We start from the raw sequence: 26,498 nt of genomic DNA on the forward strand, positions 1-26,498 counted from the left end.
CCGGGCGTTTTTTCATTCGGTTTCCAGTGGTTCTGGAATCGGTACCGGAACGGCTTCCGCTTCGTCCACTTCGCGCTGAATCTGCTCCAGCAGCGATCCGGGCGCCGGGCGCTCTTCCGGTTGGCGGGGCGTGGCTGCGGGTGCGCTCGGCGCCTGGGGTTGGCGACCGAGGATCTGTTCGTCACGGCTGACGCCAGGCATGAAATCGCCTGCCAGGCCGGCCAGCTGGTCGTTGGCATTGAACACCAGGCTCACGCGCTCCTGCTGGCGCTGACTGCCGCCGGGCTGAATGCTGTACAGATAATCCCAGCGGTTGGGATGGAAAGTGTCGGTGATCAGCGGGTTGCCCATGATAAAGCGCACCTGCTGGCGGGTCATTCCAGGCCGCAACTGGTCTATCATGTCCTGCGTGACGACATTGCCCTGTTGAATGTCGACCTTGTAAACCCCGGGAAATGAACAACCGGCGAGTGCGAACAGACCCACGAGGGTGAGGCTGGCCAGCATGAGCTTGGTGTTTTGCATCGGTGGGTGACTTCCACTATCTTGGCTGGGCAAAGAACCCGGATCATACCCGTATTGAAGGAGGCTGCGAAACAGCAGCAGCGAGAAAGCCAACCATGGTTGAAAATAGCGAACTACGTAAAGCAGGTCTCAAGGTAACGCTGCCGCGGGTCAAGATCCTGCAGATGCTGGATACGACCGACCGTCGACACATGAGCGCCGAGGACGTCTACAAGGCGTTGATGGAGGCGGGCGAGGATGTCGGTCTGGCGACTGTCTATCGTGTGCTGACCCAGTTCGAGGCGGCCGGCCTGGTAGTTCGGCACAACTTCGATGGTGGTCATGCCGTCTTCGAGCTGGCCGATAGCGGGCATCACGACCACATGGTCTGCGTCGATACGGGCGATGTCATCGAGTTCTTCGACCAGGAAATCGAAAAACTGCAGAAAGAAATCGTCAAGCGTCACGGCTATGAGCTGGTGGATCACAACCTGGTGCTCTACGTGCGCAAGAAGGACTGATCCTCAATAGATGTTGAAAAGGCGGCCATGGGCCGCCTTTTTTATGCCGCTCTGCCTGGCGTTCAGGCCTGTGCGGAGGTGACCATCTGCCGGGCATGAGCCAGGGATTGTTCGGTCAGGTCGACGCCGCCCAGCATCCGGGCGATCTCCTCGACGCGCCCCGCCTGGTCCAGTTCGGTAACCGCCGTGCGGGTTTCGTCGGTACCGCGGGCCTTGTGCACGAACAGGTGGTGGTGACCTTGCGCAGCCACCTGCGGCAGGTGCGTGACGGTCAGGACCTGGCCGCGTTCGCCGAGGCGGCGCAGTAGCTGGCCGACGATTTCCGCAGTGGGGCCGCCGATGCCGACATCGACTTCGTCGAACACCAGCGTCGGCACGCGCGAGGTTTGTGCCGTGATCACCTGGATCGCCAGGCTGATCCGTGACAGCTCGCCGCCCGACGCGACCTTGGCCAGCGGGCGCAGTGGCTGGCCAGGGTTGGCGCTGACCAGGAACTCCACCTGTTCCAGGCCGTAGGGCATGTACTCGCCTTCGGCTGCCGGCTTGAGCTGTACGCTGAAGCGCCCGCCGGGCATGCCCAGGCGCTGGATTTCTGCCTCGACCGCGCTCGCCAGTTGTTCGGCGGCAGCCTGACGGTTGCGGCTCAGTTCGCCGGCTTTCTCCTCGTAGTGGCGAGCGTAGGCGGCCAGCTCTTCGCCGAGGCGCTCGACCGCTTCGTCATCGGCATTGAGGCCTTCCAGTTCTTCCAGCAGCTGCTGGTGCAGGTTGGGCAGTTCGCTCGGCTGTACGCGGTGCTTGCGCGCCAGGGTGTAGATGGTGTCCAGGCGCTCCTCCAGCATCTGTTGGCGTTCCGGATCGGCGTCGAAATGGTCGACGAAGCGATTGAGCTCACCGATCGCCTCTTCGACCTGGATTTGCGCGCTGGCGAGCAGGTTGACCGCCTCGCTCAGCGCCTGCGGCTGATTCTGGAAGGCGGTCAGCCGCTGCAGGCTGCTGGTCAGGGCGGAGAGCACGTTGCCGGCATCACTCTCGCTGCACAGCTCCATGACCTGGCGGCAGGCGCCGAGCAGCTGCTCGGCGTTGGCCAGGTTCTTGTGTTCCTGTTCGAGCTGCTCCAGCTCGTGCTCGCCGAGCGCGAGATTCTCCAGCTCTTCCAGCTGATAGCTGAGCAGCTGGTGGCGTGCGCGCTGCTCGTCGCTGCTGTTGCTCAGCCGTTCCAGGGTCTGGCGCGTCTGCCGCCAGCGCTGCGCGGCCAGTTGCACCTGGCGCGCCAGGTCCTGGCTGCCGCTGTACTCGTCGAGCAGGCGCCGGTGGGTGTCGGTCTTGAGCAGCGACTGGTGCTCGTGCTGGCTGTGAATATCGATCAGCAGTTCGCCCAGCGCCTTGAGGTCACCCTGCGGGCAGGGCGTGCCATTGATGTAGCCGCGCGAGCGGCCCTCGGCGGTGATCACTCGGCGCAGGATGCAGGGGCCTTCGCTGTCCATGTCGCGTTCGGCCAGCCAGGCGCGGGCGTCGGGGATGTCGTCCAGGTCGAAGCTGGCGAGGATGTCGGCCTTGTCCGCACCGATGCGCACCACGCTGCTGTCGGCCCGGTCGCCGAGGGTCAGGCCGAGGGCATCGAGCATGATCGATTTGCCCGCGCCGGTTTCACCGCTGATCACGCTCATGCCGCGTTTCAGCTCGAGGTCCAGGTGTTCGACGATGGCGTAGTTGTGAACCGACAGATGAACCAGCATGGCAAGGCTCCCGATTTTGCGTGGCTGGCTATTTATACAGTGGTTTTCCTGCTGCCCACAAGCGCAGAAGGATGAATGTGCGGTCGCTCGTCATTTCGCCCGCTGCACATCGCCGCATACCCTTGAAGCCGGTTTTCGCGCCCCCATATAGCGGCACAAGCGCGGGCTTGCTGCCCGCTGATCGTACTGAGAGGAGGACCCATGGCCGACGAGCAGAACCTGGATAACCAGAACCCGGAAACGCCAGAGCAATCGCAAGCAGACGTAGCCGAGGATCTGGCAGCCCGCGTGCAATCGCTGGAGGAGCAGCTGGCGGCCGCGCAGGATCAGTCGCTGCGCGTGGCGGCAGAGCTGCAGAACATCCGTCGGCGTGCCGAGCAGGATGTCGAGAAGGCGCACAAGTTCGCGCTGGAAAAGTTCGCCGGTGACCTGCTGGCCGTCGCCGACAGCCTGGAGCGCGGTCTCGAGCTGTCGAACCCGGATGACGAGGCGGTCAAGCCGATGCGCGAAGGCGTCGAGCTTACCCTCAAGCTGCTGCTCGACACCCTGGCCCGTCATCAGCTGGAGCAGCTGGATCCGCACGGCGAGCCGTTCAATCCCGAGCATCACCAGGCCATGGCGATGGAGGAGAGCACTCACGTCGAGCCGGGCAGCGTGCTCAAGGTGTTCCAGAAAGGTTATCTGCTCAACGGGCGCCTGTTGCGTCCGGCGATGGTCGTGGTCAGCAAGGCGCCCGCCGACGCGCCGCCTTCTATCGATGAGAAGGCTTGAAATCGGCATACCCATCCCCATCTGGTAGCCAAGCGTTTTTGTGTTACCCGCAGCCGGTAGGCAGGCGCGGATCAATCGAAATTTGGAGAGCGAATTAAATGGGCAAGATCATCGGTATCGACCTGGGGACCACCAACTCCTGTGTCTCCATCATGGAAAACGGCAACGTCAAGGTCATCGAGAACGCCGAAGGCGGACGCACCACGCCGTCCATCATCGCCTACACCAACGATGGCGAGACGCTGGTCGGTCAGTCGGCCAAGCGCCAGGCAGTCACCAACCCGCAGAACACTCTGTACGCGGTCAAGCGCCTGATCGGCCGCCGTTTCGAAGAAGATGTCGTGCAGAAGGACATCAAGATGGTGCCCTACACCATCGTCAAGGCCGATAACGGTGATGCCTGGGTGGAAGTGAAGGGCCAGAAGATGGCGCCTCCGCAGATTTCTGCCGAAGTGCTGAAGAAGATGAAGAAGACCGCCGAGGATTACCTGGGCGAGTCGGTCACCGAAGCGGTCATCACCGTGCCGGCCTACTTCAACGACAGCCAGCGTCAGGCTACCAAGGACGCCGGTCGCATCGCCGGTCTGGACGTCAAGCGCATCATCAACGAGCCGACCGCGGCCGCGCTGGCCTATGGCATGGACAAGGCCAAGGGCGACCACACCGTGATCGTCTATGACCTGGGTGGCGGTACCTTCGACGTGTCGGTGATCGAGATCGCCGAGGTAGACGGCGAGCACCAGTTCGAGGTGCTGGCTACCAATGGTGACACCTTCCTCGGTGGCGAAGACTTCGACATCCGCCTGATCGACTACCTCGTCGACGAATTCAAGAAAGAAACCGGCATGAACCTCAAGGGCGACCCGCTGGCCATGCAGCGCCTGAAAGAAGCTGCCGAGAAAGCCAAGATCGAGTTGTCCTCGAGCCAGCAGACCGACGTCAACCTGCCGTACATCACGGCTGACGCGTCCGGTCCGAAGCACCTGAACGTGAAGATCTCCCGCGCCAAGCTGGAGTCGTTGGTCGAGGATCTGGTCGAGCGCACCATCGAGCCGTGCCGCATCGCGCTGAAGGATGCCGGCATCGATGTGTCGAAGATCAATGACGTGATCCTGGTCGGTGGCCAGACCCGCATGCCGCTGGTGCAGCAGAAAGTCGCCGAGTTCTTCGGCAAGGAAGCGCGCAAGGACGTCAACCCGGACGAAGCCGTGGCCATGGGTGCTGCCATCCAGGGCGCCGTGCTGGCGGGCGACGTCAAGGACGTGCTGCTGCTCGACGTCTCCCCGCTGACCCTGGGTATCGAGACGCTGGGCGGCGTGATGACTCCGCTGATCGAGAAGAACACCACCATCCCGACCAAGAAGTCGCAGGTGTTCTCCACTGCCGACGACAACCAGAGCGCTGTGACCATTCACGTGCTGCAGGGTGAGCGTAAGCAGGCTGCGCAGAACAAGTCGCTGGGTCGCTTCGATCTGGCCGAGATTCCGCCGGCCCCGCGCGGCATGCCGCAGATCGAAGTCACCTTCGATATCGACGCCAACGGCATCCTGCACGTGTCCGCCAAGGACAAGGCCACTGGCAAGCAGCAGTCCATCGTGATCAAGGCCAACTCCGGTCTGTCGGAGGAGGAAATCGAGCAGATGGTGCGCGACGCCGAGGCCAATGCCGAGGAAGACCGCAAGTTCGAGGAGCTGGCTACCGCACGCAACCAGGGCGATCAGCTGGTGCATGCCACCCGCAAGATGCTCACCGAAGCCGGCGACAAGGCCAGCGACGATGACAAGGCTGCGATCGAGAAGGCGCTCGGCGAGCTGGAGCTGGCCATCAAGGGCGACGACAAGGCTGTGATCGAAGCGAAGATCGCTGCGGTGTCCCAGGCCTCCACTCCGGTTGCGCAGAAGATGTACGCCGAGCAGGCTCAGGCCGGTGAAGGTCAGCCCGCAGGTGAGCAGGCGAAGCCGGGTGACGACGTGGTCGACGCCGAGTTCGAAGAGGTCAAGGACAACAAGTAAGCCCCGGCTTGCTTCCGCTCCAGCCCGCCCTCGACGTCGTCGGGGCGGGCAAGACCGCCACGCGGGGGCTTGCTCCCGCGTCGGCGTGTCTGGAAGGCATGAAATTGAGGGTTCAGGATAGTTATGGCCAAACGCGATTTTTACGAGGTGCTGGGCGTTGAGCGCGGTGCCAGCGAGGCGGAGCTGAAAAAGGCTTACCGCCGCCTCGCCATGAAGCATCACCCCGACCGCAATCCGGGTGACAAGGCGGCGGAGGAAGCCTTCAAGGAGGCCAACGAGGCCTACGAGGTGCTTTCCGACCCGAGCAAGCGGGCTGCCTACGATCAGTACGGGCACGCCGGCGTCGATCCGCAGATGGGCGCCGGGGCAGGTGGAGCCGGTTACGGCGGCGCCAACTTCTCCGACATCTTCGGCGATGTATTCAGCGATTTCTTCAGTGGCGGTCGTGGCGGCTCCCGCGGTGGCGCTCAGCGCGGCAGCGACCTGCGTTACACGCTGGAGCTGGATCTGGAAGAAGCCGTGCGCGGCACCACGGTGACCATCCGCGTGCCGACCCTGGTCGAGTGCAAGACCTGCGATGGCTCCGGGGCAAAGAAGGGCACCAGCCCGGTGACCTGTACTACCTGCGGCGGCATCGGTCAGGTGCGCATGCAGCAGGGCTTCTTTTCGGTGCAGCAGACCTGTCCGCGCTGCCATGGCAGCGGCAAGATGATTTCCGACCCCTGTGGCAGCTGCCACGGCCAGGGCCGCGTCGAAGAGCAGAAGACGCTCTCGGTCAAGGTGCCGCCAGGCGTGGATACCGGCGACCGCATCCGCCTCTCCGGCGAGGGCGAGGCCGGAACCCAGGGCGGGCCGGCGGGCGACCTCTACGTGGTGGTCAACGTGCGCGAGCACGCGATCTTCCAGCGTGACGGCAAGCACCTGTACTGCGAGGTGCCGATCAGCTTCGCCGATGCGGCGCTGGGCGGTGAGCTCGAGGTGCCGACGCTGGATGGCCGGGTCAAGCTGAAAATCCCGGAAGGCACCCAGACCGGCAAGCAGTTCCGTCTGCGGGGCAAGGGTGTAGCGCCGGTGCGTGGTGGTGCGGCGGGCGACCTGATGTGTCGCGTCGTGGTCGAAACGCCGGTCAACCTGAGCAAGCGCCAGCGCGAGATGCTCGAGGAGTTCCGCGGCACGCTACAGGGCGACACCTCCCATTCACCCAAGGCCAGCGGCTGGTTCGAGGGTGTGAAGCGCTTTTTCGGTGATGTTTGAGTCGAACTGAGGGCTTGAGGTCCGGTGCCTGGTGCATCGGCCTCGCGCTCGGTTTCCGGCTTGCAGCTTGGAGCTGATGCTATGCGACGTATTGCAGTGACGGGCGCCGCCGGGCGCATGGGCAAGACCCTGATCGAGGCGGTGCAGCAGACTGGCGGCGTCGCCGGTCTGACCGCTGCCATCGATCGGCCGGACAGTACCCTGGTGGGTGCCGATGCCGGCGAACTGGCCGCCATCGGGCGGCTGGGCGTGCCGCTGACGGGAGATGTCGGCAAGGCTGTCGACGAGTTCGACGTGCTGATCGACTTCACTCACCCTTCGGTGACGCTGAAGAACCTGGAGGTTTGCCGCCGCGCCGGCAAGGCCATGGTGATCGGTACCACCGGCTTTTCGCCGGAAGAGAAGGAGCGCCTGGTGGCGGCGGCCAGAGAGATCCCGATCGTCTTCGCCGCCAACTTCAGCGTTGGCGTCAATCTGTGCCTCAAGCTGCTGGATACCGCGGCGCGCGTGCTGGGTGACGATGTGGATATCGAGATCATCGAGGCGCATCACCGGCACAAGGTTGATGCGCCGTCCGGCACCGCGCTGCGCATGGGGGAGGTGGTGGCCGAGGCGCTCGGGCGCGATCTGCAGAAGGTTGCCGTCTATGGTCGCGAAGGTCAGACCGGTGCGCGGGCGCGCGAGACCATCGGCTTCGCGACTGTGCGTGCCGGGGACGTCGTGGGCGACCATACCGTGCTGTTCGCCGCCGATGGCGAGCGCGTCGAGATCACCCACAAGGCCTCCAGTCGCATGACCTTCGCCAAGGGGGCGGTGCGCGCCGCGCTGTGGTTGGATGAGAAGCCGGCAGGGCTCTACGACATGCAGGACGTGCTCGGCCTGAAATGATTCGCTGCGCGCACCGGTTGCCCTGTGCCCCGTTCGGGTGCGCTGGCCGGCTATTTCGGCTGGACCGGAAAGGCGGTTTTGTGTAAGCTTCCCGCTTTAGTGTGTCCACTAAAAGTTGCGCAGAAATGAATCAAACAAAAAGCGGGATGACCTTCACACGTCATCCCGCTTTTTTACAATCTGCGTCTGCTCCAGCCTTGATCTACGGGAGGTCTCTTGACTAAGCCAGCCCTTACGCCAGCCATTCTGGCCCTTGCCGATGGCAGCATTTTTCGCGGCGAATCCATCGGCGCCGATGGGCAAACCATTGGTGAGGTGGTGTTCAACACCGCCATGACCGGCTATCAGGAAATCCTCACCGATCCCTCCTACGCCAAGCAGATCGTTACCCTCACCTATCCCCATGTCGGTAACACCGGCACCACGCCGGAAGACGCCGAGTCCTGGAAAGTCTGGGCCGCTGGTCTGGTGATTCGCGACCTGCCGTTGATTTCCAGCAACTGGCGCAACAAGCAATCACTGCCCGATTACCTCAAGGCCAACGGCACCGTTGCCATCGCCGGCATCGATACCCGTCGCCTGACCCGTATCCTGCGCGAGAAAGGTGCGCAGAACGGCTGCATCCTGGCTGGCGCCGACGCGACCGAAGAGAAGGCGCTGGAGCTGGCGCGCAGCTTCCCCGGCCTGAAGGGCATGGACCTGGCCAAGGAAGTCAGCGTGAAGGAGCGTTACGAGTGGCGTTCCAGTGTCTGGTGCCTGAAGGACGACGCGCATGCCGAGATCCCGGCCAGCGAGCTGCCCTATCACGTCGTCGCCTTCGACTATGGCGTGAAGTACAACATCCTGCGCATGCTGGTCGCCCGCGGTTGCCGCGTCACCGTGCTGCCGGCGCAGACGCCAGCCAGCGAAGCCCTGGCGCTGAATCCGGACGGCATCTTCCTGGCCAACGGCCCGGGTGACCCCGAGCCGTGCGACTACGCGATCAAGGCGATTCAGCAGGTGCTCGAAACCGACATCCCGGTGTTCGGCATCTGCCTCGGCCATCAGTTGCTGGCCCTGGCCTCCGGCGCCAAGACCGTGAAGATGCCCAATGGCCACCACGGCGCGAACCATCCGGTACAGGATCTGAAGACCGGCGTGGTGATGATCACCAGTCAGAACCACGGTTTCGCCGTGGACGAAGCCAGCCTGCCGGCCAATGTGCGCGCTACGCACAAGTCGCTGTTCGACGGCACTCTGCAGGGCATCGAGCGTACCGACAAGGACGCCTTCAGCTTCCAGGGCCATCCCGAGGCGAGCCCGGGCCCGCACGACGTCGCGCCACTGTTCGACCGTTTCATCGAAGCCATGGCCAAGCGCCGCTAAGCCTGCCGACTGACCAAAGGATTCGAGAGTAAGAAAATGCCAAAACGTACAGATATCAAAAGCATCCTCATCCTCGGCGCTGGCCCCATCGTCATCGGCCAGGCCTGCGAGTTCGACTATTCCGGTGCCCAGGCGTGCAAGGCGCTGAAGGAAGAAGGCTTCCGCGTCATCCTGGTGAACTCCAATCCGGCCACCATCATGACCGACCCGGCCATGGCCGACGCCACCTACATCGAGCCGATCAAGTGGGCCACCGTGGCCAAGATCATCGAGAAGGAGCGCCCCGACGCGCTGCTGCCGACCATGGGCGGCCAGACGGCGCTGAACTGCGCGCTGGACCTGGAAAAGCACGGTGTGCTGGAGAAGTTCGGTGTCGAGATGATCGGTGCCAACGCCGACACCATCGACAAGGCCGAAGACCGTTCGCGCTTCGACAAGGCGATGAAGAATATCGGCCTGGCCTGCCCGGAATCCGGCATTGCGCACAACATGGAAGAGGCCTACGCGGTTCTCGATAAGGTCGGCTTCCCCTGCATCATCCGTCCGTCGTTCACCATGGGCGGTACCGGTGGCGGCATCGCCTACAACCGTGAAGAGTTCGAAGAGATCTGCGCCCGTGGTCTGGATCTGTCTCCGACCAGCGAACTGCTGATCGACGAGTCGCTGATCGGCTGGAAGGAATACGAGATGGAGGTGGTCCGCGACAAGAAGGACAACTGCATCATCGTCTGCTCCATCGAGAACTTCGATCCGATGGGCGTCCACACCGGCGACTCCATCACCGTAGCCCCGGCGCAGACCCTGACCGACAAGGAATACCAGATCATGCGCAACGCCTCGCTGGCGGTGCTGCGTGAGATCGGCGTGGAAACTGGCGGTTCCAACGTGCAGTTCGGCATCTGCCCGAACACCGGGCGCATGGTCGTGATCGAGATGAACCCGCGCGTGTCGCGTTCCTCGGCGCTGGCCTCCAAGGCCACCGGGTTCCCGATCGCCAAGATCGCCGCCAAGCTGGCCGTCGGCTACACCCTCGACGAATTGTCCAACGACATCACCGGTGGCCGCACCCCGGCATCGTTCGAGCCGGCGATCGACTATGTCGTGACCAAGGTGCCGCGCTTCGCCTTCGAGAAATTCCCCAAGGCCGATGCCCGTCTGACCACCCAGATGAAATCGGTCGGTGAGGTCATGGCCATCGGCCGCACCTTCCAAGAGTCCATGCAGAAAGCCCTGCGCGGTCTGGAAGTCGGCGCCACCGGTTTCGATCCGAAGCTGAACCTGGCCGATGCCGAGGCCGAGAGCACCCTCAAGCGCGAGCTGACCGTGCCGGGCGCCGACCGCATCTGGTTCGTGGCCGATGCCTTCCGCGCCGGCAAGAGCGTCGAAGACGTGTTCGCCCTGACCAACATCGATCCGTGGTTCCTGGTGCAGATCGAAGACCTGGTCAAGGACGAGGAGCAGGTCAAGACGCTCGGCCTGTCCAGCATCGACCGTGACCTGATGTACAAGCTCAAGCGCAAGGGTTTCTCCGATGCCCGTCTGGCCAAGCTGCTCGGCGTCACCGAAAAGAACCTGCGTAGCCATCGCCACAAGCTCAAGGTGCTGCCGGTCTACAAGCGCGTCGACACCTGCGCCGCCGAGTTCGCCACCGACACCGCCTACATGTACTCGACCTATGAGGAAGAGTGCGAGGCCAACCCGAGTGGCCGCGAGAAGATCATGATCCTCGGCGGTGGCCCCAACCGTATCGGTCAGGGTATCGAGTTCGACTACTGCTGTGTGCATGCCGCGTTGGCCATGCGTGAAGACGGATACGAGACCATCATGGTCAACTGCAACCCGGAGACCGTCTCCACCGATTACGACACGTCCGACCGCCTGTACTTCGAGCCGGTGACCCTGGAAGACGTGCTGGAGATCGTTCGCGTCGAGCAGCCCAAGGGTGTGATCGTGCAGTACGGCGGTCAGACGCCGCTGAAGATCTGCCGCGCCCTGGAAGAAGCCGGCGTGCCGATCATCGGCACCAGCCCGGATGCCATCGACCGCGCCGAAGACCGTGAGCGTTTCCAGCAGATGGTGCAGCGCCTGAACCTGCGCCAGCCGCAGAACGCCACTGCACGCAGCGAAGAAGAAGCCATCGCTGCCTCCAAGGCCATCGGGTATCCGCTGGTGGTGCGTCCGTCCTACGTGCTGGGCGGTCGCGCGATGGAAATCGTCTACGAGGAAGAAGAGCTCAAGCGCTACATGCGCGAGGCGGTGCAGGTGTCCAACGACAGCCCGGTGCTGCTGGACCACTTCCTCAACTGCGCCATCGAAGTGGACGTCGACGCCGTCTGCGACGGCGAGACGGTAGTGATTGGCGGCATCATGCAGCACATCGAACAGGCCGGCGTGCACTCCGGCGATTCGGCCTGCTCACTGCCGGCCTACTCGCTGCCGCAGCACATCCAGGACGAGATTCGCGAGCAGGTGCGCAAGATGGCCCTGGAGCTCGACGTGGTTGGTCTGATGAACGTGCAAATGGCCGTGCAGGGCGAGGACATCTACGTGCTCGAGGTCAACCCGCGCGCCTCGCGTACCGTGCCGTTCGTCTCCAAGTGCATCGGCGAGTCGCTGGCCAAGGTCGCTGCGCGCGTCATGGCGGGCAAGAGCCTGGCCGAGGTCGGTTTCACCCGCGAGATCATCCCGACCTATTTCAGCGTCAAGGAAGCGGTGTTCCCGTTCGCCAAATTCCCGGGTGTCGATACCATTCTCGGCCCGGAAATGAAGTCCACCGGCGAGGTGATGGGTGTCGGCGACAGCTTCGCCGAAGCCTTCGCCAAGGCCCAGCTGGGTGCCAGTGAAATCCTGCCGACCTCCGGCTGCGCCTTCCTCAGCGTGCGCGAAGACGACAAGCCCTACGTCGAACAGGTCGCACGTGATCTGGTTGGCCTCGGCTTCGAGGTCGTTGCCACCGCTGGCACGGCGCGTATCATCGAGGCGGCCGGGCTGCCGGTGCGTCGCGTGAACAAGGTGACCGAAGGCCGTCCGCACGTGGTCGACATGATCAAGAATGACGAGGTCACGCTGATCATCAACACCACCGAAGGGCGTCAGTCCATCGCCGATTCGTATTCCATTCGTCGCAACGCCCTGCAACACAAGATCTGCATCACCACCACCATCGCGGGTGGTCAGGCGATCTGTGAGGCGCTCAAGTTCGGTCCCGAGAAGACCGTGCGCCGCTTGCAGGATCTCCATGCAGGAATCAAGGCATGACAAAATTCCCCATGACCATCCAGGGCGCTCGCGCCCTGGAAGAAGAGCTCAAACATCTGAAAACCGTGCTGCGCCCGCAGATCACCCAGGCCATCGCCGAGGCGCGTGAGCTGGGTGACCTTAAGGAGAACGCCGAGTACCACGCGGCGCGCGAGCAGCAGGGGATGGTCGAGGCACGCATCCGCGACATCGAAGGTCGCCTGCAGAATGCCCAGGTCATCGACATCGCCAGCATCGCACCGACCGGCAAGGTGATCTTCGGTACCACCGTGGACATCGCCAACGTCGAGACGGACGAGCAGGTGACCTATCAGATCGTCGGTGACGACGAAGCCGATATCAAACAGGGCAAGCTGTCGGTGAGTTCACCGATCGCGCGTGCGCTGATCGGCAAGGAAGAGGGCGATGTGGTGGCGGTCAAGACGCCCAGCGGACTGATCGAGTACGAGATTGTCGAAGTCCGCCATATCTGATCGGCAACCCGCGCGCGCCGGCTTCATCACCTGGCAGCTGACCCAGACCTTCTGGGTCGGCGGCCTATGGTTGCTGCAGTTTCTGGTGCTGCCTGCGCTTGGACGGATCGGCCTGGCACCGCTACTGGTCGAGGAAGTCGCCGGGAGTCTGCGTCCTCTGATGGTCGGCTTCGCCGCGTTCTGCGTGGCGCTGCAGGCGCTGGTATTGGTCCAGTCTGTTGGTCTTCGCGGTTTGTGGCGCGATGTGCGGGGGCAGCTGCTGCTGGCGGTGATGGCCCTGGCCGGCACTCATCTTTTGATGAATGCCGGCTGGTTCGAGTCCATCTACTGGGCCAGTTTCAGTGTTCTGGCGATGGCGCTGGGCGGTTTGATGCTGGTATTGCAGCCCGTTCCCGGGCGAGAGCAATGACTGACGGCGGCAGACTGCTGCCGCAGCGGTTTCACGCCTGGAAGCGATGGATGTTCGACAGCTGTTTGTTCGGCTTCGGATTCCTGCGATAGACCAGCGCCATTTTGCCGATGGTCTGCACCAGTTCGCATTTTCCGATTGCGCACAGCTCTTCCATCAGGGCGCGGCGATCTTCGCGCTCGGTAAGGCGGAACTGGATCTTGATCAGTTCGTGATCGTTCAGGGCTCGCTCCAGTTCGGCTTGAACGCCTTCGGTCAGCCCGTTTTCGGCAACGATCAGCACCGGTTTCAGATGATGGCCGATGGACTTGTACTGTTTCTTCTGCTCGTTGGTGAGCGGCATATTTCGACCCTTGCGTCAGAACCCTTGAAAAACGGCGGCTAGTGTAACCGAGAGGTGCAAGGCCGCACAGGTGAGCGATCGGTTTGGCAGGCTGTAGAGTCAGTCTGTCGTGGGGAACCTTGTGATCGCGAACGCAGCCCCAATATGAGAGCTGTGTGGACTGCCAGCCAGTTGTGACGTAGTGCTTTCTGCGAAACGGCGCGCGATTCGGTCTCCGGATACTGCATTCGGCTCGGTTTTTTTGATCAAGATATTTCAGGATGCGCGCTCGACGCGTACCTGAAAGCGTTGCGGCAGGCGTTCGAGAGCATGCAGACAAGCAAAGCCCCGGTGGCCTCGCGACCGCTCCAGTGCGCAATATCTGCTTGTCCATGGCTTTACGGGTGTGCCGAACGAACAGACCCGTTTGTGCGAAAAGGCCGGTTTGGCGGTCTATTCATGCGGGCGTCGGCCAATGGACGGCCCCGTACGGCAAGGACTAGGCTGTTTCATAGGGTTACAGACCGACTGCCTGTTCCAGTGCGTTGTGTAGTAAGTTAGGCCGAGCAACCAACCGGCCGTCATGCGGGCCCGCGGACACGGGTTTGCTCCAGAGGGTAGTTAATTTGAACGACATGGCAAAAAACCTGATCCTGTGGCTGATCATCGCCGCCGTCCTGGTCACGGTGATGAACAACTTCTCCAGCCCGAGCGAGCCGCAGACGCTGAACTACTCGGACTTCCTTGAGCAGGTCAAGGAGGGGCGCGTGGAGCGCGTGACCGTCGATGGTTTTGTCATCATCGGCAAGCGTAGCGACGGCGACACCTTCAAGACCATTCGCCCTGCGATCCAGGACAACGGCCTGATCGGCGATCTGCTCGACAACAATGTGCTGATCGAGGGCAAGCAGCCTGAGCAGCAGAGCATCTGGACACAGCTGCTGGTGGCCAGCTTCCCGATCCTGGTGATCATCGCCGTGTTCATGTTCTTCATGCGGCAGATGCAGGGCGGTGCCGGCGGCAAGGGCGGGCCTATGAGCTTCGGCAAGAGCAAGGCTCGCCTGCTCTCCGAGGATCAGGTCAAGACCACCTTCGCTGACGTCGCCGGTTGCGACGAGGCCAAGGAAGAAGTGCATGAGCTGGTGGAGTTTCTCCGCGACCCGGGTAAGTTCCAGCGTCTCGGCGGCCGTATTCCGCGTGGCGTGCTGATGGTCGGTCCGCCCGGTACTGGTAAGACGCTGCTGGCCAAGGCGATTGCCGGTGAGGCGAAGGTGCCGTTCTTCACTATCTCGGGTTCGGATTTCGTCGAGATGTTCGTCGGTGTCGGCGCCAGCCGGGTCCGCGACATGTTCGAGCAGGCCAAGAAGCACGCGCCTTGCATCATCTTCATCGACGAGATCGACGCGGTCGGTCGTCATCGTGGTGCCGGCCTCGGCGGCGGGCACGACGAGCGCGAGCAGACCCTCAACCAGTTGCTGGTGGAGATGGATGGCTTCGAGATGAACGATGGCATCATCGTCATCGCGGCTACCAACCGTCCCGACGTGCTCGATCCGGCGCTGCTGCGTCCGGGCCGCTTCGACCGGCAGGTGGTCGTAGGCTTGCCGGACATCCGCGGTCGCGAGCAGATTCTCAAGGTGCACATGCGCAAGGTGCCAGTCAGCGAGAACGTCGAGCCGGCGGTCATCGCCCGCGGTACGCCGGGTTTCTCCGGTGCGGATCTGGCCAACCTGGTCAACGAGGCGTCCCTGTTCGCTGCGCGGGCCAACAAGCGCATCGTCGAAATGCGCGAGTTCGAACTGGCCAAGGACAAGATCATGATGGGCGCCGAGCGCAAGTCCATGGTCATGTCTGAGAAAGAGAAGCTCAATACCGCGTATCACGAGGCTGGGCACGCCATCGTCGGACGCGTGGTGCCGGAGCATGACCCGGTCTACAAGGTTTCCATCATTCCTCGCGGGCGGGCGCTGGGTGTCACCATGTTCCTGCCGGAAGAGGATCGCTACAGCCTGTCGAAACGCGCACTGATCAGTCAGATCTGCTCGCTGTTTGGTGGTCGAATCGCGGAGGAAATGACCTTGGGTTTCGAAGGCGTCACCACTGGCGCTTCCAACGACATCATGCGCGCCACTCAGTTGGCGCGGAACATGGTGACCAAGTGGGGCTTGTCGGAGAAGCTTGGCCCGCTGATGTATGCCGAAGAGGAGGGTGAAGTCTTCCTCGGTCGCAGCGCTGGCAGTCAGCATGCCAACGTTTCCGGCGAGACCGCCAAGCTGATCGATGAAGAGGTGCGCAGCATCATCGATCACTGCTATGGCACCGCCAAGCAGATACTCACCGAGAACCGCGACAAGCTGGACATGATGGCCGAAGCACTCATGAAGTACGAAACCATCGATGCACCGCAGATCGATGACATCATGGCGGGCCGTCCGCCGCGCGAGCCACGTGACTGGGAAGGTGGCGGTACCGGCGCGTCCGGGACGCCGGCCGTGCCGGATGACAATCGTCCGCAGACGCCGATTGGTGGTCCCGCCGGGGAGCATTGAGGGTAGCGTCGACCGAACATTCATCGGTCGGCTGTCAAAAGGCTGTATCCAGAAGGGGCGCATAGGCGCCCCTTCTGGTGTAAATTGTCCACCCCGTTGTGCCATGGTGGTGCAGCTGGCGTGGATCGCCTGCCCAGGGCGTCCGGCCTGAACGTACAAGGCTTGTGAATGAACAACTCGTCTTCACCTGCTCGACTGGTCTGCGGCAGTCGAGCCCTCGATCTTTCCCGTCCCCATGTCATGGGGATTCTCAATGTCACCCCTGATTCCTTTTCCGATGGTGGTCGCTTCGCTGAGCGCGATGCCGCATTGCGGCACGCCCGGGCGATGGTTGCAGCAGGGGCTACGCTGATCGATGTGGGGGGGGAGTCGACCCGTCCGGGCGCGCGTTCGGTTTCGCCGACCGAGGAGCTGGAGCGGGTTGCCCCCATTGTCGAGGCCATTGCCGGCGAGCTGGATGTCGTGATCTCGGTCGACACCTCGACGCCTGCGGTGATCCGCGAGTGCGCGCGGCTGGGTGCCGGTCTGATCAACGACGTGCGCTCGCTACGACGCGATGGTGCGCTGGACGCAGCGGCCGACACCGGTTTGCCGGTCTGTCTCATGCACATGCGCGGCGAGCCTGGGGATATGCAGGACGATCCGCGCTATGACGATATCACTGCGGAAGTTGCGTCGTTCCTAGGTGAGCGAATGGCAGCGTGCGCAGCGGCAGGCATTCTGGCAGAGCGCATCGTGCTCGACCCGGGGTTCGGCTTTGCCAAGACGCTGAATCACAACCTCGTGCTGTTCAAGCATATGGAAAAGCTTCACCGACTGGGGCGTCCGCTGCTGGTGGGCGTGTCGCGCAAGAGCATGATCGGTGGCGTGCTGGGGCGTCCGGTGGGTGAGCGGCTGTATGGCAGCCTTGCGCTGGCGGCCCTGGCCGTCAGCAAGGGGGCGCAGATCGTGCGGGTGCACGATGTGGCCGAGACGGTTGACGTAATTCGAATGATCGCTGCAGTGCAGGCGGCAGAGTAGGGAAGACATCATGACTAGAAAGTATTTCGGCACCGACGGCATTCGCGGACATGTTGGGCAAGCGCCTATTACCCCGGATTTCATGCTCAAGCTGGGCTGGGCGGCAGGCATGGCCTTCCGCAAGCAAGGCAAGTGCCGCATCCTGATCGGCAAGGATACTCGTATTTCGGGCTACATGTTCGAGTCGGCGCTGCAGGCGGGGCTGTCGGCTGCGGGCGCCGATGTGTTGCTGCTGGGGCCGATGCCGACGCCAGCGGTTGCTTACCTGACGCGTACCTTCCATGCCGAGGCCGGCATCGTCATCAGCGCCTCGCATAATCCCCATCACGACAACGGCATCAAGTTCTTTTCCGGTCGCGGAACCAAGCTTCCCGACGAGGTCGAGCTGATGATCGAGGAGCTGATCGATACGCCGATGACTGTGGTCGAGTCGGCACAGCTGGGCAAGGCATCGCGGATCAACGATGCGGCCGGTCGCTACATCGAGTTCTGCAAGAGCAGCGTGCCGACCAGTACCGACTTCTCCGGGCTCAAGCTGGTCATCGATTGCGCCCATGGTGCTACATATAAGGTAGCGCCCAGCGTATTTCGCGAGCTGGGAGCCGAGGTTGTAGTGATCGGCGCGCAGCCGGACGGGCTGAACATCAATGCCGATGTCGGCTCCACCCATGTTGGCCAGTTGCAAAAGGCGGTGGTGGAGCATGGGGCTGATCTCGGGATCGCCTTTGACGGAGATGGCGATCGGGTGATGATGGTCGACCATACCGGTGCGGTCGTTGATGGTGACGAGTTGCTCTACATCATCGCGACCGATCTGCAGGAACGCGAACGCTTGACCGGCGGAGTCGTCGGTACCCTGATGAGCAACCTCGGGCTCGAGCTCGCCCTTAAGGCGCGCGAGATTCCGTTCTGCCGGGCCAAGGTGGGTGATCGTTACGTGATTGCCGAGATGCTGGATAAGGGGTGGGTTCTCGGTGGCGAGAATTCGGGACACATCGTCTGCGCCCAGCACACCACTACTGGCGACGCGATCATCGCGGCCTTGCAAGTAGTCCTGGCGCTGCGCCGGCGTGGCCAGACCCTCGCTCAGGAGCGTCTGGCGTGGCACAAGTGTCCGCAGGTGCTGATCAATGTGCGCTTCTCCGGCGATAGAGATCCGATCGCGCATCCCAGCGTCAAGGCTGCCTGCGACAGCGTTACAGAGCGCATGGGTGGGCGCGGGCGCGTGTTGCTGCGCAAGTCCGGCACCGAGCCGCTGGTGCGGGTAATGGTTGAGGGTGACGACGAAATACAGGTGCGCGGCATGGCGGAAGAGCTGGCCAAGGTCGTTACCGAAGTTTGTGCGTGAACGCGCTTGCCAGGGGCGCAGTCGTTGAGTAACATCTGCGCCCACTTTGACCGATGAGGTAAAGCATGCGTCGCCCCATGGTAGCTGGTAACTGGAAAATGAACGGTACCCGCGCTAGCGTCGCAGAGCTGATCGAGTCTTTTCAGCGTCAGGCACTGCCTGCAGCGGTTGAGATTGCGGTGTTTCCCTCCTTTGTGCATGTCAGTCAGGTCCTGGATGTTGTCGATGGGGCGCAAGTTTCCGTCGGTGCTCAGGATTGTGCCTTGCAGTCGGGTTTCGGGGCGCTGACTGGCGAGGTTTCCGCCGACCAGTTGGTTGATCTCGGTTGTGAGTGGGTATTGGTTGGGCACTCCGAGCGCCGCCTGGTATTGGGTGAGACGGACGAGGTGGTCAGCCAGAAATTTGCGGCAGCTCAGGCAGGCGGTTTGAAGCCTGTGCTGTGCCTCGGTGAGACGCTCGAGGAGCGCGAGGCTGGAAGAACGCTGGAAGTGGTGGCGCGGCAGTTGGGACGGGTTCTCGATGATCAAGGTGTCGAGGCGTTCCAGTCTGCAGTGATTGCGTATGAGCCCGTCTGGGCCATCGGGTCTGGCTTGACGGCTACGCCTGAGCAGGCGCAAGAGGTGCACGCCGCCATTCGCGATCAACTGGCGCGCAGCGATCGTCGCATCGCCGAAGGTGTAAGGCTGCTGTATGGTGGCAGCGTGAAGGCGGACAATGCCGCTGAGCTGTTCGCCATGGCGGATATTGATGGGGGGCTGGTTGGTGGAGCCTCTCTGAAAGCGGATGAATTCGGTGCGATCTGTCGCGCCGCGGGGAACTGAACAGATGTTGCAGACTGTTGTGATTGTGGTGCATCTGCTGGTTGCTCTTGGTGTGGTTGCGCTGGTGCTGCTGCAGCAGGGCAAGGGTGCGGACGCTGGTGCGTCTTTCGGTTCGGGTGCTTCGGCAACTGTTTTCGGAAGCCAAGGTTCTGCTACCTTTCTGAGTCGGTTTACTGCTATACTTGCCGGCGTTTTTTTTCTGACCAGCCTGGGTCTGGCGTTTTTCGCCAAGCAGCAAGCTGATCAGTTGTCCCAGGCGGGGCTGCCGGATCCGGCTGTGCTGGAAGTGCCGGCCAGCAAGCCAGCGGTTGAAGATGTGCCTGTGCTCGAGCAGCGCAAGCCGGCGGATACTGCAGGTGATCTGCCTGAAGTGGAAGAAGGGCAATAAGGTTTTTGCCGAGGTGGTGGAATTGGTAGACACGCTACCTTGAGGTGGTAGTGGCCATAGGCTGTAGGGGTTCGAGTCCCCTCCTCGGTACCAAACAAGCAGGCCCGCCTAGTGCGGGCTTTCTTGTGTTTAAGGGTTTCGGTTGACCGGTGTTGGTCGCGGGTCGTATAATTCGTGCCCAGTTTGACGCGGGGTGGAGCAGTCTGGTAGCTCGTCGGGCTCATAACCCGAAGGTCGTTGGTTCAAATCCAGCCCCCGCAACCAGTCGATAAAGAGCCCCTGTACAGGGGCTTTTTATTAGCTTGAGGCCAGGTCGCCGGCATTTACAGGCGGTCAAAAGGGATGGGCGTTTCGCCCATTTTTCATTTGTACAGCATGCGCGAGGGACTTCGATGTCGAGCAAGCTAGAACAGTTGCAGGCCTTGTTGGCCCCGGTGGTTGAGGCGCTTGGCTATCAGTGCTGGGGCATTGAGTTCATTTCCCAGGGGCGGCATTCACTGCTGCGAGTCTATATCGATCATGCCAACGGCATTCTCATCGACGATTGCGAAAAGGTGAGTCGTCAGCTGAGTGGCGTGCTCGATGTGGAAGATCCGATCAGCGTGGACTACACCCTTGAGGTTTCTTCTCCCGGTATGGATAGGCCCCTGTTCACCATTGAACAGTACGTGGCCCATGTCGGTGATCAGGTAAAAATTAAGCTGCGCTCGCCCTTCGAGGGCAGGCGCAATTTCCAGGGTCTTCTCCGTGGGGTGGAAGAGCAGGATGTCGTGGTGCTGGTGGATGACCATGAATACCTGCTGCCGATCGACATGATCGATAAGGCCAACATAATTCCCCGTTTTGACTGAGAGCGGATCCCGCGGACCCCAATGGATTGCGAAAGGCGAGGCGTACGATGAGCAAAGAAGTACTGCTGGTTGTGGAGTCGGTGTCCAATGAAAAGGGCGTACCGGCAAGTGTGATTTTCGAGGCGCTGGAGCTGGCGTTGGCCACGGCTACCAAGAAGCGCTACGAGGACGATGTTGATCTGCGTGTGGAAATCAATCGCCACAACGGCAGCTACGAAACCTTCCGTCGTTGGACGGTCGTCGACGATGAGCACTTCGAGGACCCGGCTCACCAGCTGGCGCTCGATCAGGCTCAGGAACGCAATCCGGACGCCAAGCTCGGTGACGTGTTCGAAGAAAAGATCGAGTCCATCGAGTTCGGCCGGATCGCGGCGCAGACCGCCAAGCAGGTCATCGTGCAGAAGGTGCGCGAGGCCGAGCGCGCTCAGGTCGTTGAGGCCTATCGCGACCGCGTCGGCGAGATCATTTCCGGTACGGTGAAGAAGGTCACTCGTGACAGCGTCATCGTCGACCTCGGTAACAACGCCGAGGCCCTGCTGGCCCGTGAAGACATCATTGCCCGCGAGACTTTCCGGGTTGGCGCCCGCGTTCGTGCGCTGCTCAAGGAAATCCGCACCGAGAACCGCGGCCCGCAGCTGATCCTGTCGCGTACTGCGCCGCAGATGCTGATCGAGCTGTTCCGCATCGAGGTGCCGGAGATCGCCGAAGGCCTGATCGAAGTGATGGGCGCCTCGCGGGATCCGGGCTCGCGCGCCAAGATTGCCGTGCGCTCCAAGGACAAGCGAATCGATCCACAGGGCGCTTGCATCGGCATGCGTGGTTCGCGTGTGCAGGCGGTATCGGGAGAGATCGGTGGCGAGCGCGTCGATATCGTGCTGTGGGATGAGAACCCGGCACAGTTCGTCATCAATGCCATGGCGCCGGCGGAAGTCGCGGCGATCATCGTCGACGAAGACGCGCATGCCATGGATATCGCAGTCGCTGAGGACAACCTGGCCCAAGCCATCGGACGCGGCGGTCAGAACGTGCGCCTGGCCAGTCAGCTGACCGGCTGGACACTCAATGTCATGACCGAAGCGGATATCCAGGCCAAGCAGCAGGAAGAGACCGGCGACATTCTGCGCAACTTCATCGAAGAGCTGGACGTGGATGAAGAGCTGGCGCAGGTCCTGGTGGAAGAGGGCTTCACCTCCCTCGAAGAGATTGCCTACGTCCCCATGGAGGAAATGCTTGGCATCGAAGGCTTCGACGAGGACATCGTCAATGAGCTGCGTACGCGGGCCAAAGATCGCCTGCTGACCAAGGCCATCGCCAACGAAGAGAAGCTGGCGGATGCTCAGCCGGCTGAAGATCTGCTGGCACTCGATGGCATGGATAAAGAACTGGCGGTCGAGTTGGCCGTGCGGGGCGTCATCACCCGCGAAGACCTGGCCGAGCAGTCGATCGACGACCTGCTCGACATAGACGGCATCGATGAAGAACGTGCCGGCAAGCTGATCATGGCCGCCCGAGCCCATTGGTTCGAGTAAGTATTTAGCGGCCTGAGGAGAGAAATGCATGACGCAAGTCACGGTGAAAGAACTGGCCCAGGTGGTCGACACACCGGTCGAGCGACTGCTTCAGCAGATGCGTGAGGCAGGACTGTCGCACACCAGCGCCGAGCAAGTAGTGACCGATAACGAGAAGCAGGCCCTGTTGGCGCATCTGAAAAGCAGCCATGGGGCAAAGGTGGACGAGCCGCGCAAGATCACATTGCAGCGCAAGACCACCACCAAGTTGAAAGTGGGCGGCAGCAAGACCATCAGCGTCGAAGTTCGCAAGAAGAAGACGTTCGTCAAGCGTAGCGCCGAGGAGATCGAGGCCGAACAGCGCCGCGAACTCGAGGAGCAGCGTGCTGCCGAAGAGGCTGCCCGTCTGAAGGCCGAGCAAGAGGCTCGCGAGCGTGCCGAAGAAGAGGCGCGTCGCCAGGCCGAAGCGGCCAAGGCCCAGACTGCCGAAACGGCTGCTCCGGCCGCTGCCGAGTCGGCGTCGAGCGCCGAGCCGGCGCAGGTAGTGGCGGCGGTAGAAGCTGCTGCACCTGCCCCGGAGCGCAAGAAGGAAGAGCCGCGGCGCGTCGAGAAACCTCGCAGCGATGACGACGAGCGTCGTGATCGCAAGCATGCGCAGCATCGTCCCTCGCTCAAGACCAAGGCGCCGTTGGCGCGTACCGTACGTAGCGGTGAAGACGAAGCCGATGGCTTCCGTCGCGGGGGCCGTGGTGGCAAGAGCAAGCTCAAGAAGCGTAACCAGCATGGGTTCCAGAGCCCAACAGGACCAGTCGTGCGTGAAGTGTCGATCGGCGAGACCATCACTGTGGCCGAACTGGCCCAGCAGATGTCGGTGAAAGCGGCCGAAGTCATCAAGTTCATGTTCAAGATGGGTTCGCCGGTCACCATCAACCAAGTGCTGGATCAGGAGACCGCTCAACTGGTCGCCGAAGAACTGGGCCACAAGGTCAAGCTGGTCAGCGACAACGCGCTGGAAGAACAGCTGGCCGAGCTGCTGAAGTTCGAAGGCGAGTCGGTCGCCCGTGCGCCGGTCGTGACCGTCATGGGTCACGTCGACCATGGCAAGACCTCGCTGCTCGACTACATTCGTCGTGCCAAGGTGGCGGTCGGCGAAGCCGGCGGTATCACCCAGCACATCGGTGCCTATCACGTCGAGACCGAGCGTGGCATGGTCACTTTCCTTGATACCCCGGGCCACGCGGCGTTTACCGCCATGCGTGCACGCGGCGCCAAGGCCACCGATATCGTGATTCTGGTCGTGGCCGCCGACGACGGCGTCATGCCGCAGACCCAGGAAGCGGTGCAGCACGCCAAGGCGGCGGGTGTTCCGATCGTGGTCGCGGTGAACAAGATCGACAAGCCGGAAGCCAACCCGGACAACATCAAGAACGGCCTGGCCGCGCTGGATGTGATTCCGGAAGAGTGGGGCGGCGATACACCGTTCATCCCGGTTTCCGCCAAGGTCGGTACCGGTGTCGACGAGCTGCTCGAAGCGGTGCTGCTGCAGGCCGAGATTCTTGAACTGAAGGCGACGCCTTCGGCTCCGGGTCGCGGTGTGGTGGTCGAATCGCGCCTGGACAAGGGGCGTGGCCCGGTTGCCACCGTCCTGGTTCAGGACGGTACGCTGCGCCAGGGTGATATGGTCCTGTGTGGTGTGAACTTCGGCCGCGTGCGGGCCATGCTCGACGAGAATGGCAAGCCGGTGAAGGAAGCCGGTCCGGCCATTCCGGTGGAGATCCTTGGTCTGGACGGTACGCCGGAAGCCGGTGACGACCTCACCGTGGTCGCCGACGAGAAGAAGGCCCGCGAAGTCGCCTTGTTCCGTCAGGGCAAGTTCCGCGAAGTGAAGCTGGCCCGTGCTCACGCCGGCAAGCTCGAGAACATCTTCGAGACCATGGGTCAGGACGAGAAGAAGACGCTCAACATCGTGCTCAAGGCGGACGTACGCGGCTCGCTCGAGGCGCTGCAGGGCTCGCTCAACGGCCTGGGCAACGACGAAGTGCAGGTGCGCGTGGTCGGCGGCGGTGTCGGTGGTATCACCGAGTCCGATGCCAACCTGGCGCTGGCGTCCAACGCGGTGCTGTTCGGCTTCAACGTCCGTGCCGACGCCGGTGCGCGCAAGATCGTCGAGGCCGAAGGCCTGGACATGCGCTACTACAACGTCATCTACGACATCATCGAGGACGTCAAGAAGGCGCTCACCGGTATGCTCGGCAGCGACGTTCGCGAGAACATCCTCGGCATCGCCGAAGTGCGTGACGTGTTCCGTTCGCCGAAGTTCGGCGCAATCGCCGGTTGCATGGTCACCGAGGGCATGGTGCACCGCAATCGTCCGATCCGCGTGCTGCGCGACGACGTCGTGATCTTCGAAGGCGAACTGGAATCGCTGCGCCGCTTCAAGGATGACGTCGCGGAAGTCCGCGCCGGCATGGAATGCGGTATCGGCGTGAAGAGCTACAACGACGTCAAGGTCGGCGACAAGATCGAAGTGTTCGAGAAGGTCGAAGTGGCGCGTTCGCTGTAAGCAAGCGTCAATCTGAAAGCTGGGAGCAAGGAGTCGGTGGTCGCCTGGGTGCGGTTACTGCTTCGAGCTTCCAGCTTTCGGCTTTTAATCGGGTAGAAATTTATGGCCAAAGAGTTCAGTCGTACCCAGCGTATCGGCGATCAGATGCAGCGCGAATTGGCGCTGCTTATCCAGCGTGAGATCAAGGATCCGCGTCTGGGCCTGATTACCATCACCGCGGTCGACGTCAGTCGCGATCTGTCCCATGCAAAGATCTTCATCACCATCATGGGGCAAGACGACGATCAGGAAGCAATCAAGGGCAACCTGCGCATCCTCAACGATGCTGCCGGATTCCTGCGCATGCAGCTGGGCAAGAGCATGAAGTTGCGCACTGTTCCGCAGCTGCACTTCAACTACGACGCCAGCATCCGTCGCGGTGTCGAGCTGAGCTCGCTGATCGAACGGGCGGTTGCCGAAGATCGCAAGCACAGCGACGAGCGCGGAGAATAAGCGTGGCCCAGGTCAAGCGTGTACGTCGCGACGTCAGCGGCATCATCCTGCTCGACAAGCCGCGCGGGTTCACTTCCAACGCTGCGCTGCAGAAGGTTCGCTGGCTGCTCAATGCTGAAAAGGCCGGCCATACCGGCAGCCTCGATCCATTGGCGACGGGGGTGTTGCCGCTGTGTTTCGGCGAGGCTACCAAGTTCTCGCAGTACCTCCTGGATGCGGACAAGGCCTACGAAACGGTCATGCAGCTCGGCGTGACCACTACCACCGCCGATGCCGAAGGCGAGGTGCTGGAACGCAAGCCGGTCGCGGTGACGCGCGAGCAGCTGGAGGCGCTGTTGCCGCAGTTCCGTGGCGACATCCTGCAGGTGCCGCCGATGTATTCGGCGCTCAAGCGCGACGGCCAGCCGCTGTACAAACTGGCGCGTGCCGGAGAGGTGGTGGAGCGCGAGCCGCGTTCTGTTAATATTGCGCGCTTGGAGTTGCTCGCGCTTGAAGGCGACAAGGCTCGCCTGGCCGTCGCCTGTAGCAAGGGCACCTATATCCGCACGCTGGTCGAGGATCTAGGCCAGCAGCTTGGCTGCGGCGCGCATGTCGCTGAACTGCGGCGCACCCAGGCCGGTCCGTTCGACCTGTCGCAGACGGTGACGCTCGAAACGCTTGAGCGTTTGCATGGCGAAGGTGGTGCCGAGGCGCTGGATGCCCTTCTGCAACCGGTGGACAGCGGATTGGAGCATTGGCCGCTGCTGCAGCTTTCCGAGCACAGCGCCTACTACTGGCTGCACGGGCAACCGGTGCGGGCACCGGAGGCACCGAAGTATGGCATGGTGCGCGTGCAGGACAACAATGGCCGCTTCATCGGTATCGGTGAGGTGAGCGAAGACGGGCGTATTGCGCCGCGTCGACTGATTCGGTCGGAATGACCGGTACGCAGCGCGTTCGCGCGTTGCGTCAGAGGGTGGCTGTCAGCAGGCACGGTCATGCCTCTTTATTAAACACGGGGTCAATCCCCGGCCTGTTCACTCAAGGAGCCCTACCATGGCACTGAGCGTTGAAGAAAAAGCCCAGATCGTTAACGAGTACAAGCAAGCTGAAGGCGATACCGGTTCTCCGGAAGTGCAGGTAGCCCTGCTGACCGCCAACATCAACAAGCTGCAGGACCACTTCAAGGCCAACGGCAAAGATCACCACTCCCGTCGTGGTCTGATCCGCATGGTCAACCAGCGTCGCAAGCTGCTGGATTACCTGAAGGGTAAGGACACCACTCGTTACAGCGCCCTGATCGGTCGTCTGGGTCTGCGTCGCTAAGACGCACCCGAGCTGGAAGCCGGAAGCTGGAAGCCTGAAGTTGAAAGCCGGGACAACCCGCGCAATCAGCTTCGGTCTTCCAGCTTTCGGCTTTCTTGCAGGTCGCTTCGGGCCGACTCCCGTGCGTTCTGCCGATTTCC

General features: G+C 62.3%; 23 protein-coding genes and 2 tRNA genes. 22 read left to right on the forward strand and 3 right to left on the reverse strand.

The genetic code is table 11. The features are described 5' to 3' along the window. Positions 1-12: 12 nt before the first annotated feature. Entirely contained in the window at positions 13-525 is a 513-nt protein-coding gene (locus ACVRRC_RS20405) for an outer membrane protein assembly factor BamE (protein WP_013983887.1), read from the reverse strand. A 95-nt stretch (positions 526-620) separates the two neighbouring features. Here ACVRRC_RS20405 and fur point away from each other — a divergent pair, with 95 nt between their 5' ends. After that, positions 621-1,025 (forward strand): ferric iron uptake transcriptional regulator, encoded by a 405-nt coding sequence (gene fur / locus ACVRRC_RS20410; protein WP_011914390.1) that lies wholly within the window; start codon positions 621-623, stop codon positions 1,023-1,025. A gap of 62 nt (positions 1,026-1,087) precedes the next feature. On the opposite strand, the gene recN is transcribed toward fur, so the two are convergent. Beyond that, the gene (gene recN / locus ACVRRC_RS20415; protein WP_125884040.1) at positions 1,088-2,761 is read right to left on the reverse strand and encodes a DNA repair protein RecN; all 1,674 of its coding nucleotides are present in this window, start codon (positions 2,759-2,761) and stop codon (positions 1,088-1,090) included. A gap of 201 nt (positions 2,762-2,962) precedes the next feature. Here recN and grpE point away from each other — a divergent pair, with 201 nt between their 5' ends. From grpE to ACVRRC_RS20455, 8 genes are all read left to right on the forward strand, one after another. Then, the gene (gene grpE, locus ACVRRC_RS20420) at positions 2,963-3,532 is read left to right on the forward strand and encodes a nucleotide exchange factor GrpE (RefSeq protein ID WP_011914388.1); all 570 of its coding nucleotides are present in this window, start codon (positions 2,963-2,965) and stop codon (positions 3,530-3,532) included. A gap of 98 nt (positions 3,533-3,630) precedes the next feature. Next, complete coding sequence (gene dnaK, locus ACVRRC_RS20425; RefSeq protein ID WP_045159894.1) at positions 3,631-5,544, forward strand: molecular chaperone DnaK; 1,914 nt, start codon at positions 3,631-3,633, stop codon at positions 5,542-5,544. A gap of 123 nt (positions 5,545-5,667) precedes the next feature. After that, positions 5,668-6,798, forward strand: a complete 1,131-nt coding sequence (gene dnaJ / locus ACVRRC_RS20430) for a molecular chaperone DnaJ (protein WP_013983884.1) — start codon at positions 5,668-5,670, stop codon at positions 6,796-6,798. A gap of 81 nt (positions 6,799-6,879) precedes the next feature. Beyond that, positions 6,880-7,686, forward strand: coding sequence for a 4-hydroxy-tetrahydrodipicolinate reductase (dapB, locus tag ACVRRC_RS20435; RefSeq protein WP_013983883.1), 807 nt, complete (start codon positions 6,880-6,882; stop codon positions 7,684-7,686). 216 nt (positions 7,687-7,902) lie between these two features. Further along, a complete protein-coding gene (gene carA / locus ACVRRC_RS20440; RefSeq protein WP_014597590.1) occupies positions 7,903-9,051 on the forward strand; it encodes a glutamine-hydrolyzing carbamoyl-phosphate synthase small subunit in 1,149 nt (382 codons plus the stop codon). Between the two features lie 36 nt (positions 9,052-9,087). Next, entirely contained in the window at positions 9,088-12,309 is a 3,222-nt protein-coding gene (gene carB / locus ACVRRC_RS20445; RefSeq protein WP_011914383.1) for a carbamoyl-phosphate synthase large subunit, read from the forward strand. Next, positions 12,306-12,782: a transcription elongation factor GreA gene (greA, locus tag ACVRRC_RS20450; protein WP_011914382.1), complete on the forward strand. Its 477-nt coding sequence runs from the start codon at positions 12,306-12,308 to the stop codon at positions 12,780-12,782. Before carB ends, greA begins: the two co-directional genes overlap by 4 nt. Then, a complete protein-coding gene (locus ACVRRC_RS20455) occupies positions 12,760-13,191 on the forward strand; it encodes a hypothetical protein (protein ID WP_019406375.1) in 432 nt (143 codons plus the stop codon). Before greA ends, ACVRRC_RS20455 begins: the two co-directional genes overlap by 23 nt. A gap of 31 nt (positions 13,192-13,222) precedes the next feature. Here the strand turns inward: ACVRRC_RS20455 and ACVRRC_RS20460 are convergent, their stop codons facing one another. Next, positions 13,223-13,534 (reverse strand): YhbY family RNA-binding protein, encoded by a 312-nt coding sequence (locus tag ACVRRC_RS20460; RefSeq protein WP_011914380.1) that lies wholly within the window; start codon positions 13,532-13,534, stop codon positions 13,223-13,225. A gap of 605 nt (positions 13,535-14,139) precedes the next feature. On the opposite strand from ACVRRC_RS20460, the gene ftsH reads away from it, so the two are divergent. The 13 genes from ftsH (at position 14,140) to rpsO (ending at position 26,358) form a co-directional block, all read left to right on the forward strand. Further along, a complete protein-coding gene (gene ftsH / locus ACVRRC_RS20465) occupies positions 14,140-16,062 on the forward strand; it encodes an ATP-dependent zinc metalloprotease FtsH (protein ID WP_014597588.1) in 1,923 nt (640 codons plus the stop codon). Positions 16,063-16,230: 168 nt separating this feature from the next. Beyond that, on the forward strand, positions 16,231-17,082 hold the full coding sequence (folP, locus tag ACVRRC_RS20470; RefSeq protein WP_472997440.1) for a dihydropteroate synthase: 852 nt from the start codon (positions 16,231-16,233) through the stop codon (positions 17,080-17,082). 10 nt (positions 17,083-17,092) lie between these two features. Next, on the forward strand, positions 17,093-18,430 hold the full coding sequence (gene glmM / locus ACVRRC_RS20475; protein ID WP_013983877.1) for a phosphoglucosamine mutase: 1,338 nt from the start codon (positions 17,093-17,095) through the stop codon (positions 18,428-18,430). 65 nt (positions 18,431-18,495) lie between these two features. Further along, positions 18,496-19,251: a triose-phosphate isomerase gene (gene tpiA, locus ACVRRC_RS20480; protein WP_061373063.1), complete on the forward strand. Its 756-nt coding sequence runs from the start codon at positions 18,496-18,498 to the stop codon at positions 19,249-19,251. 4 nt (positions 19,252-19,255) lie between these two features. Next, positions 19,256-19,639, forward strand: coding sequence for a preprotein translocase subunit SecG (gene secG, locus ACVRRC_RS20485; RefSeq protein ID WP_013983875.1), 384 nt, complete (start codon positions 19,256-19,258; stop codon positions 19,637-19,639). Between the two features lie 7 nt (positions 19,640-19,646). Beyond that, positions 19,647-19,732 (forward strand) — tRNA-Leu (locus ACVRRC_RS20490). A gap of 94 nt (positions 19,733-19,826) precedes the next feature. Further along, positions 19,827-19,903 (forward strand) — tRNA-Met (locus ACVRRC_RS20495). 128 nt (positions 19,904-20,031) lie between these two features. Next, complete coding sequence (gene rimP / locus ACVRRC_RS20500; protein ID WP_013983874.1) at positions 20,032-20,490, forward strand: ribosome maturation factor RimP; 459 nt, start codon at positions 20,032-20,034, stop codon at positions 20,488-20,490. Between the two features lie 47 nt (positions 20,491-20,537). Further along, positions 20,538-22,019, forward strand: coding sequence for a transcription termination factor NusA (gene nusA, locus ACVRRC_RS20505; protein WP_011914373.1), 1,482 nt, complete (start codon positions 20,538-20,540; stop codon positions 22,017-22,019). A 28-nt stretch (positions 22,020-22,047) separates the two neighbouring features. After that, on the forward strand, positions 22,048-24,561 hold the full coding sequence (infB, locus tag ACVRRC_RS20510; protein WP_011914372.1) for a translation initiation factor IF-2: 2,514 nt from the start codon (positions 22,048-22,050) through the stop codon (positions 24,559-24,561). 102 nt (positions 24,562-24,663) lie between these two features. Further along, positions 24,664-25,053: a 30S ribosome-binding factor RbfA gene (gene rbfA / locus ACVRRC_RS20515; protein WP_011914371.1), complete on the forward strand. Its 390-nt coding sequence runs from the start codon at positions 24,664-24,666 to the stop codon at positions 25,051-25,053. A gap of 2 nt (positions 25,054-25,055) precedes the next feature. Continuing rightward, on the forward strand, positions 25,056-25,973 hold the full coding sequence (gene truB, locus ACVRRC_RS20520; protein WP_011914370.1) for a tRNA pseudouridine(55) synthase TruB: 918 nt from the start codon (positions 25,056-25,058) through the stop codon (positions 25,971-25,973). 115 nt (positions 25,974-26,088) lie between these two features. Next, the gene (gene rpsO / locus ACVRRC_RS20525; RefSeq protein WP_011914369.1) at positions 26,089-26,358 is read left to right on the forward strand and encodes a 30S ribosomal protein S15; all 270 of its coding nucleotides are present in this window, start codon (positions 26,089-26,091) and stop codon (positions 26,356-26,358) included. Positions 26,359-26,498: the final 140 nt, after the last annotated feature.

It is taken from the genome of Stutzerimonas sp. LR2, assembly GCF_055755175.1.

Coding starts and splice junctions, on each gene's coding strand:
- ACVRRC_RS20405 (WP_013983887.1), bottom strand. CDS start 525: ATGCAAAACACCAAGCTCATGCTGGCCAGCCTCACCCTCGTGGGTCTG.
- fur (WP_011914390.1), top strand. CDS start 621: ATGGTTGAAAATAGCGAACTACGTAAAGCAGGTCTCAAGGTAACGCTG.
- recN (WP_125884040.1), bottom strand. CDS start 2,761: ATGCTGGTTCATCTGTCGGTTCACAACTACGCCATCGTCGAACACCTG.
- grpE (WP_011914388.1), top strand. CDS start 2,963: ATGGCCGACGAGCAGAACCTGGATAACCAGAACCCGGAAACGCCAGAG.
- dnaK (WP_045159894.1), top strand. CDS start 3,631: ATGGGCAAGATCATCGGTATCGACCTGGGGACCACCAACTCCTGTGTC.
- dnaJ (WP_013983884.1), top strand. CDS start 5,668: ATGGCCAAACGCGATTTTTACGAGGTGCTGGGCGTTGAGCGCGGTGCC.
- dapB (WP_013983883.1), top strand. CDS start 6,880: ATGCGACGTATTGCAGTGACGGGCGCCGCCGGGCGCATGGGCAAGACC.
- carB (WP_011914383.1), top strand. CDS start 9,088: ATGCCAAAACGTACAGATATCAAAAGCATCCTCATCCTCGGCGCTGGC.
- greA (WP_011914382.1), top strand. CDS start 12,306: ATGACAAAATTCCCCATGACCATCCAGGGCGCTCGCGCCCTGGAAGAA.
- ACVRRC_RS20460 (WP_011914380.1), bottom strand. CDS start 13,534: ATGCCGCTCACCAACGAGCAGAAGAAACAGTACAAGTCCATCGGCCAT.
- folP (WP_472997440.1), top strand. CDS start 16,231: ATGAACAACTCGTCTTCACCTGCTCGACTGGTCTGCGGCAGTCGAGCC.
- glmM (WP_013983877.1), top strand. CDS start 17,093: ATGACTAGAAAGTATTTCGGCACCGACGGCATTCGCGGACATGTTGGG.
- tpiA (WP_061373063.1), top strand. CDS start 18,496: ATGCGTCGCCCCATGGTAGCTGGTAACTGGAAAATGAACGGTACCCGC.
- secG (WP_013983875.1), top strand. CDS start 19,256: ATGTTGCAGACTGTTGTGATTGTGGTGCATCTGCTGGTTGCTCTTGGT.
- rimP (WP_013983874.1), top strand. CDS start 20,032: ATGTCGAGCAAGCTAGAACAGTTGCAGGCCTTGTTGGCCCCGGTGGTT.
- nusA (WP_011914373.1), top strand. CDS start 20,538: ATGAGCAAAGAAGTACTGCTGGTTGTGGAGTCGGTGTCCAATGAAAAG.
- infB (WP_011914372.1), top strand. CDS start 22,048: ATGACGCAAGTCACGGTGAAAGAACTGGCCCAGGTGGTCGACACACCG.
- rbfA (WP_011914371.1), top strand. CDS start 24,664: ATGGCCAAAGAGTTCAGTCGTACCCAGCGTATCGGCGATCAGATGCAG.
- rpsO (WP_011914369.1), top strand. CDS start 26,089: ATGGCACTGAGCGTTGAAGAAAAAGCCCAGATCGTTAACGAGTACAAG.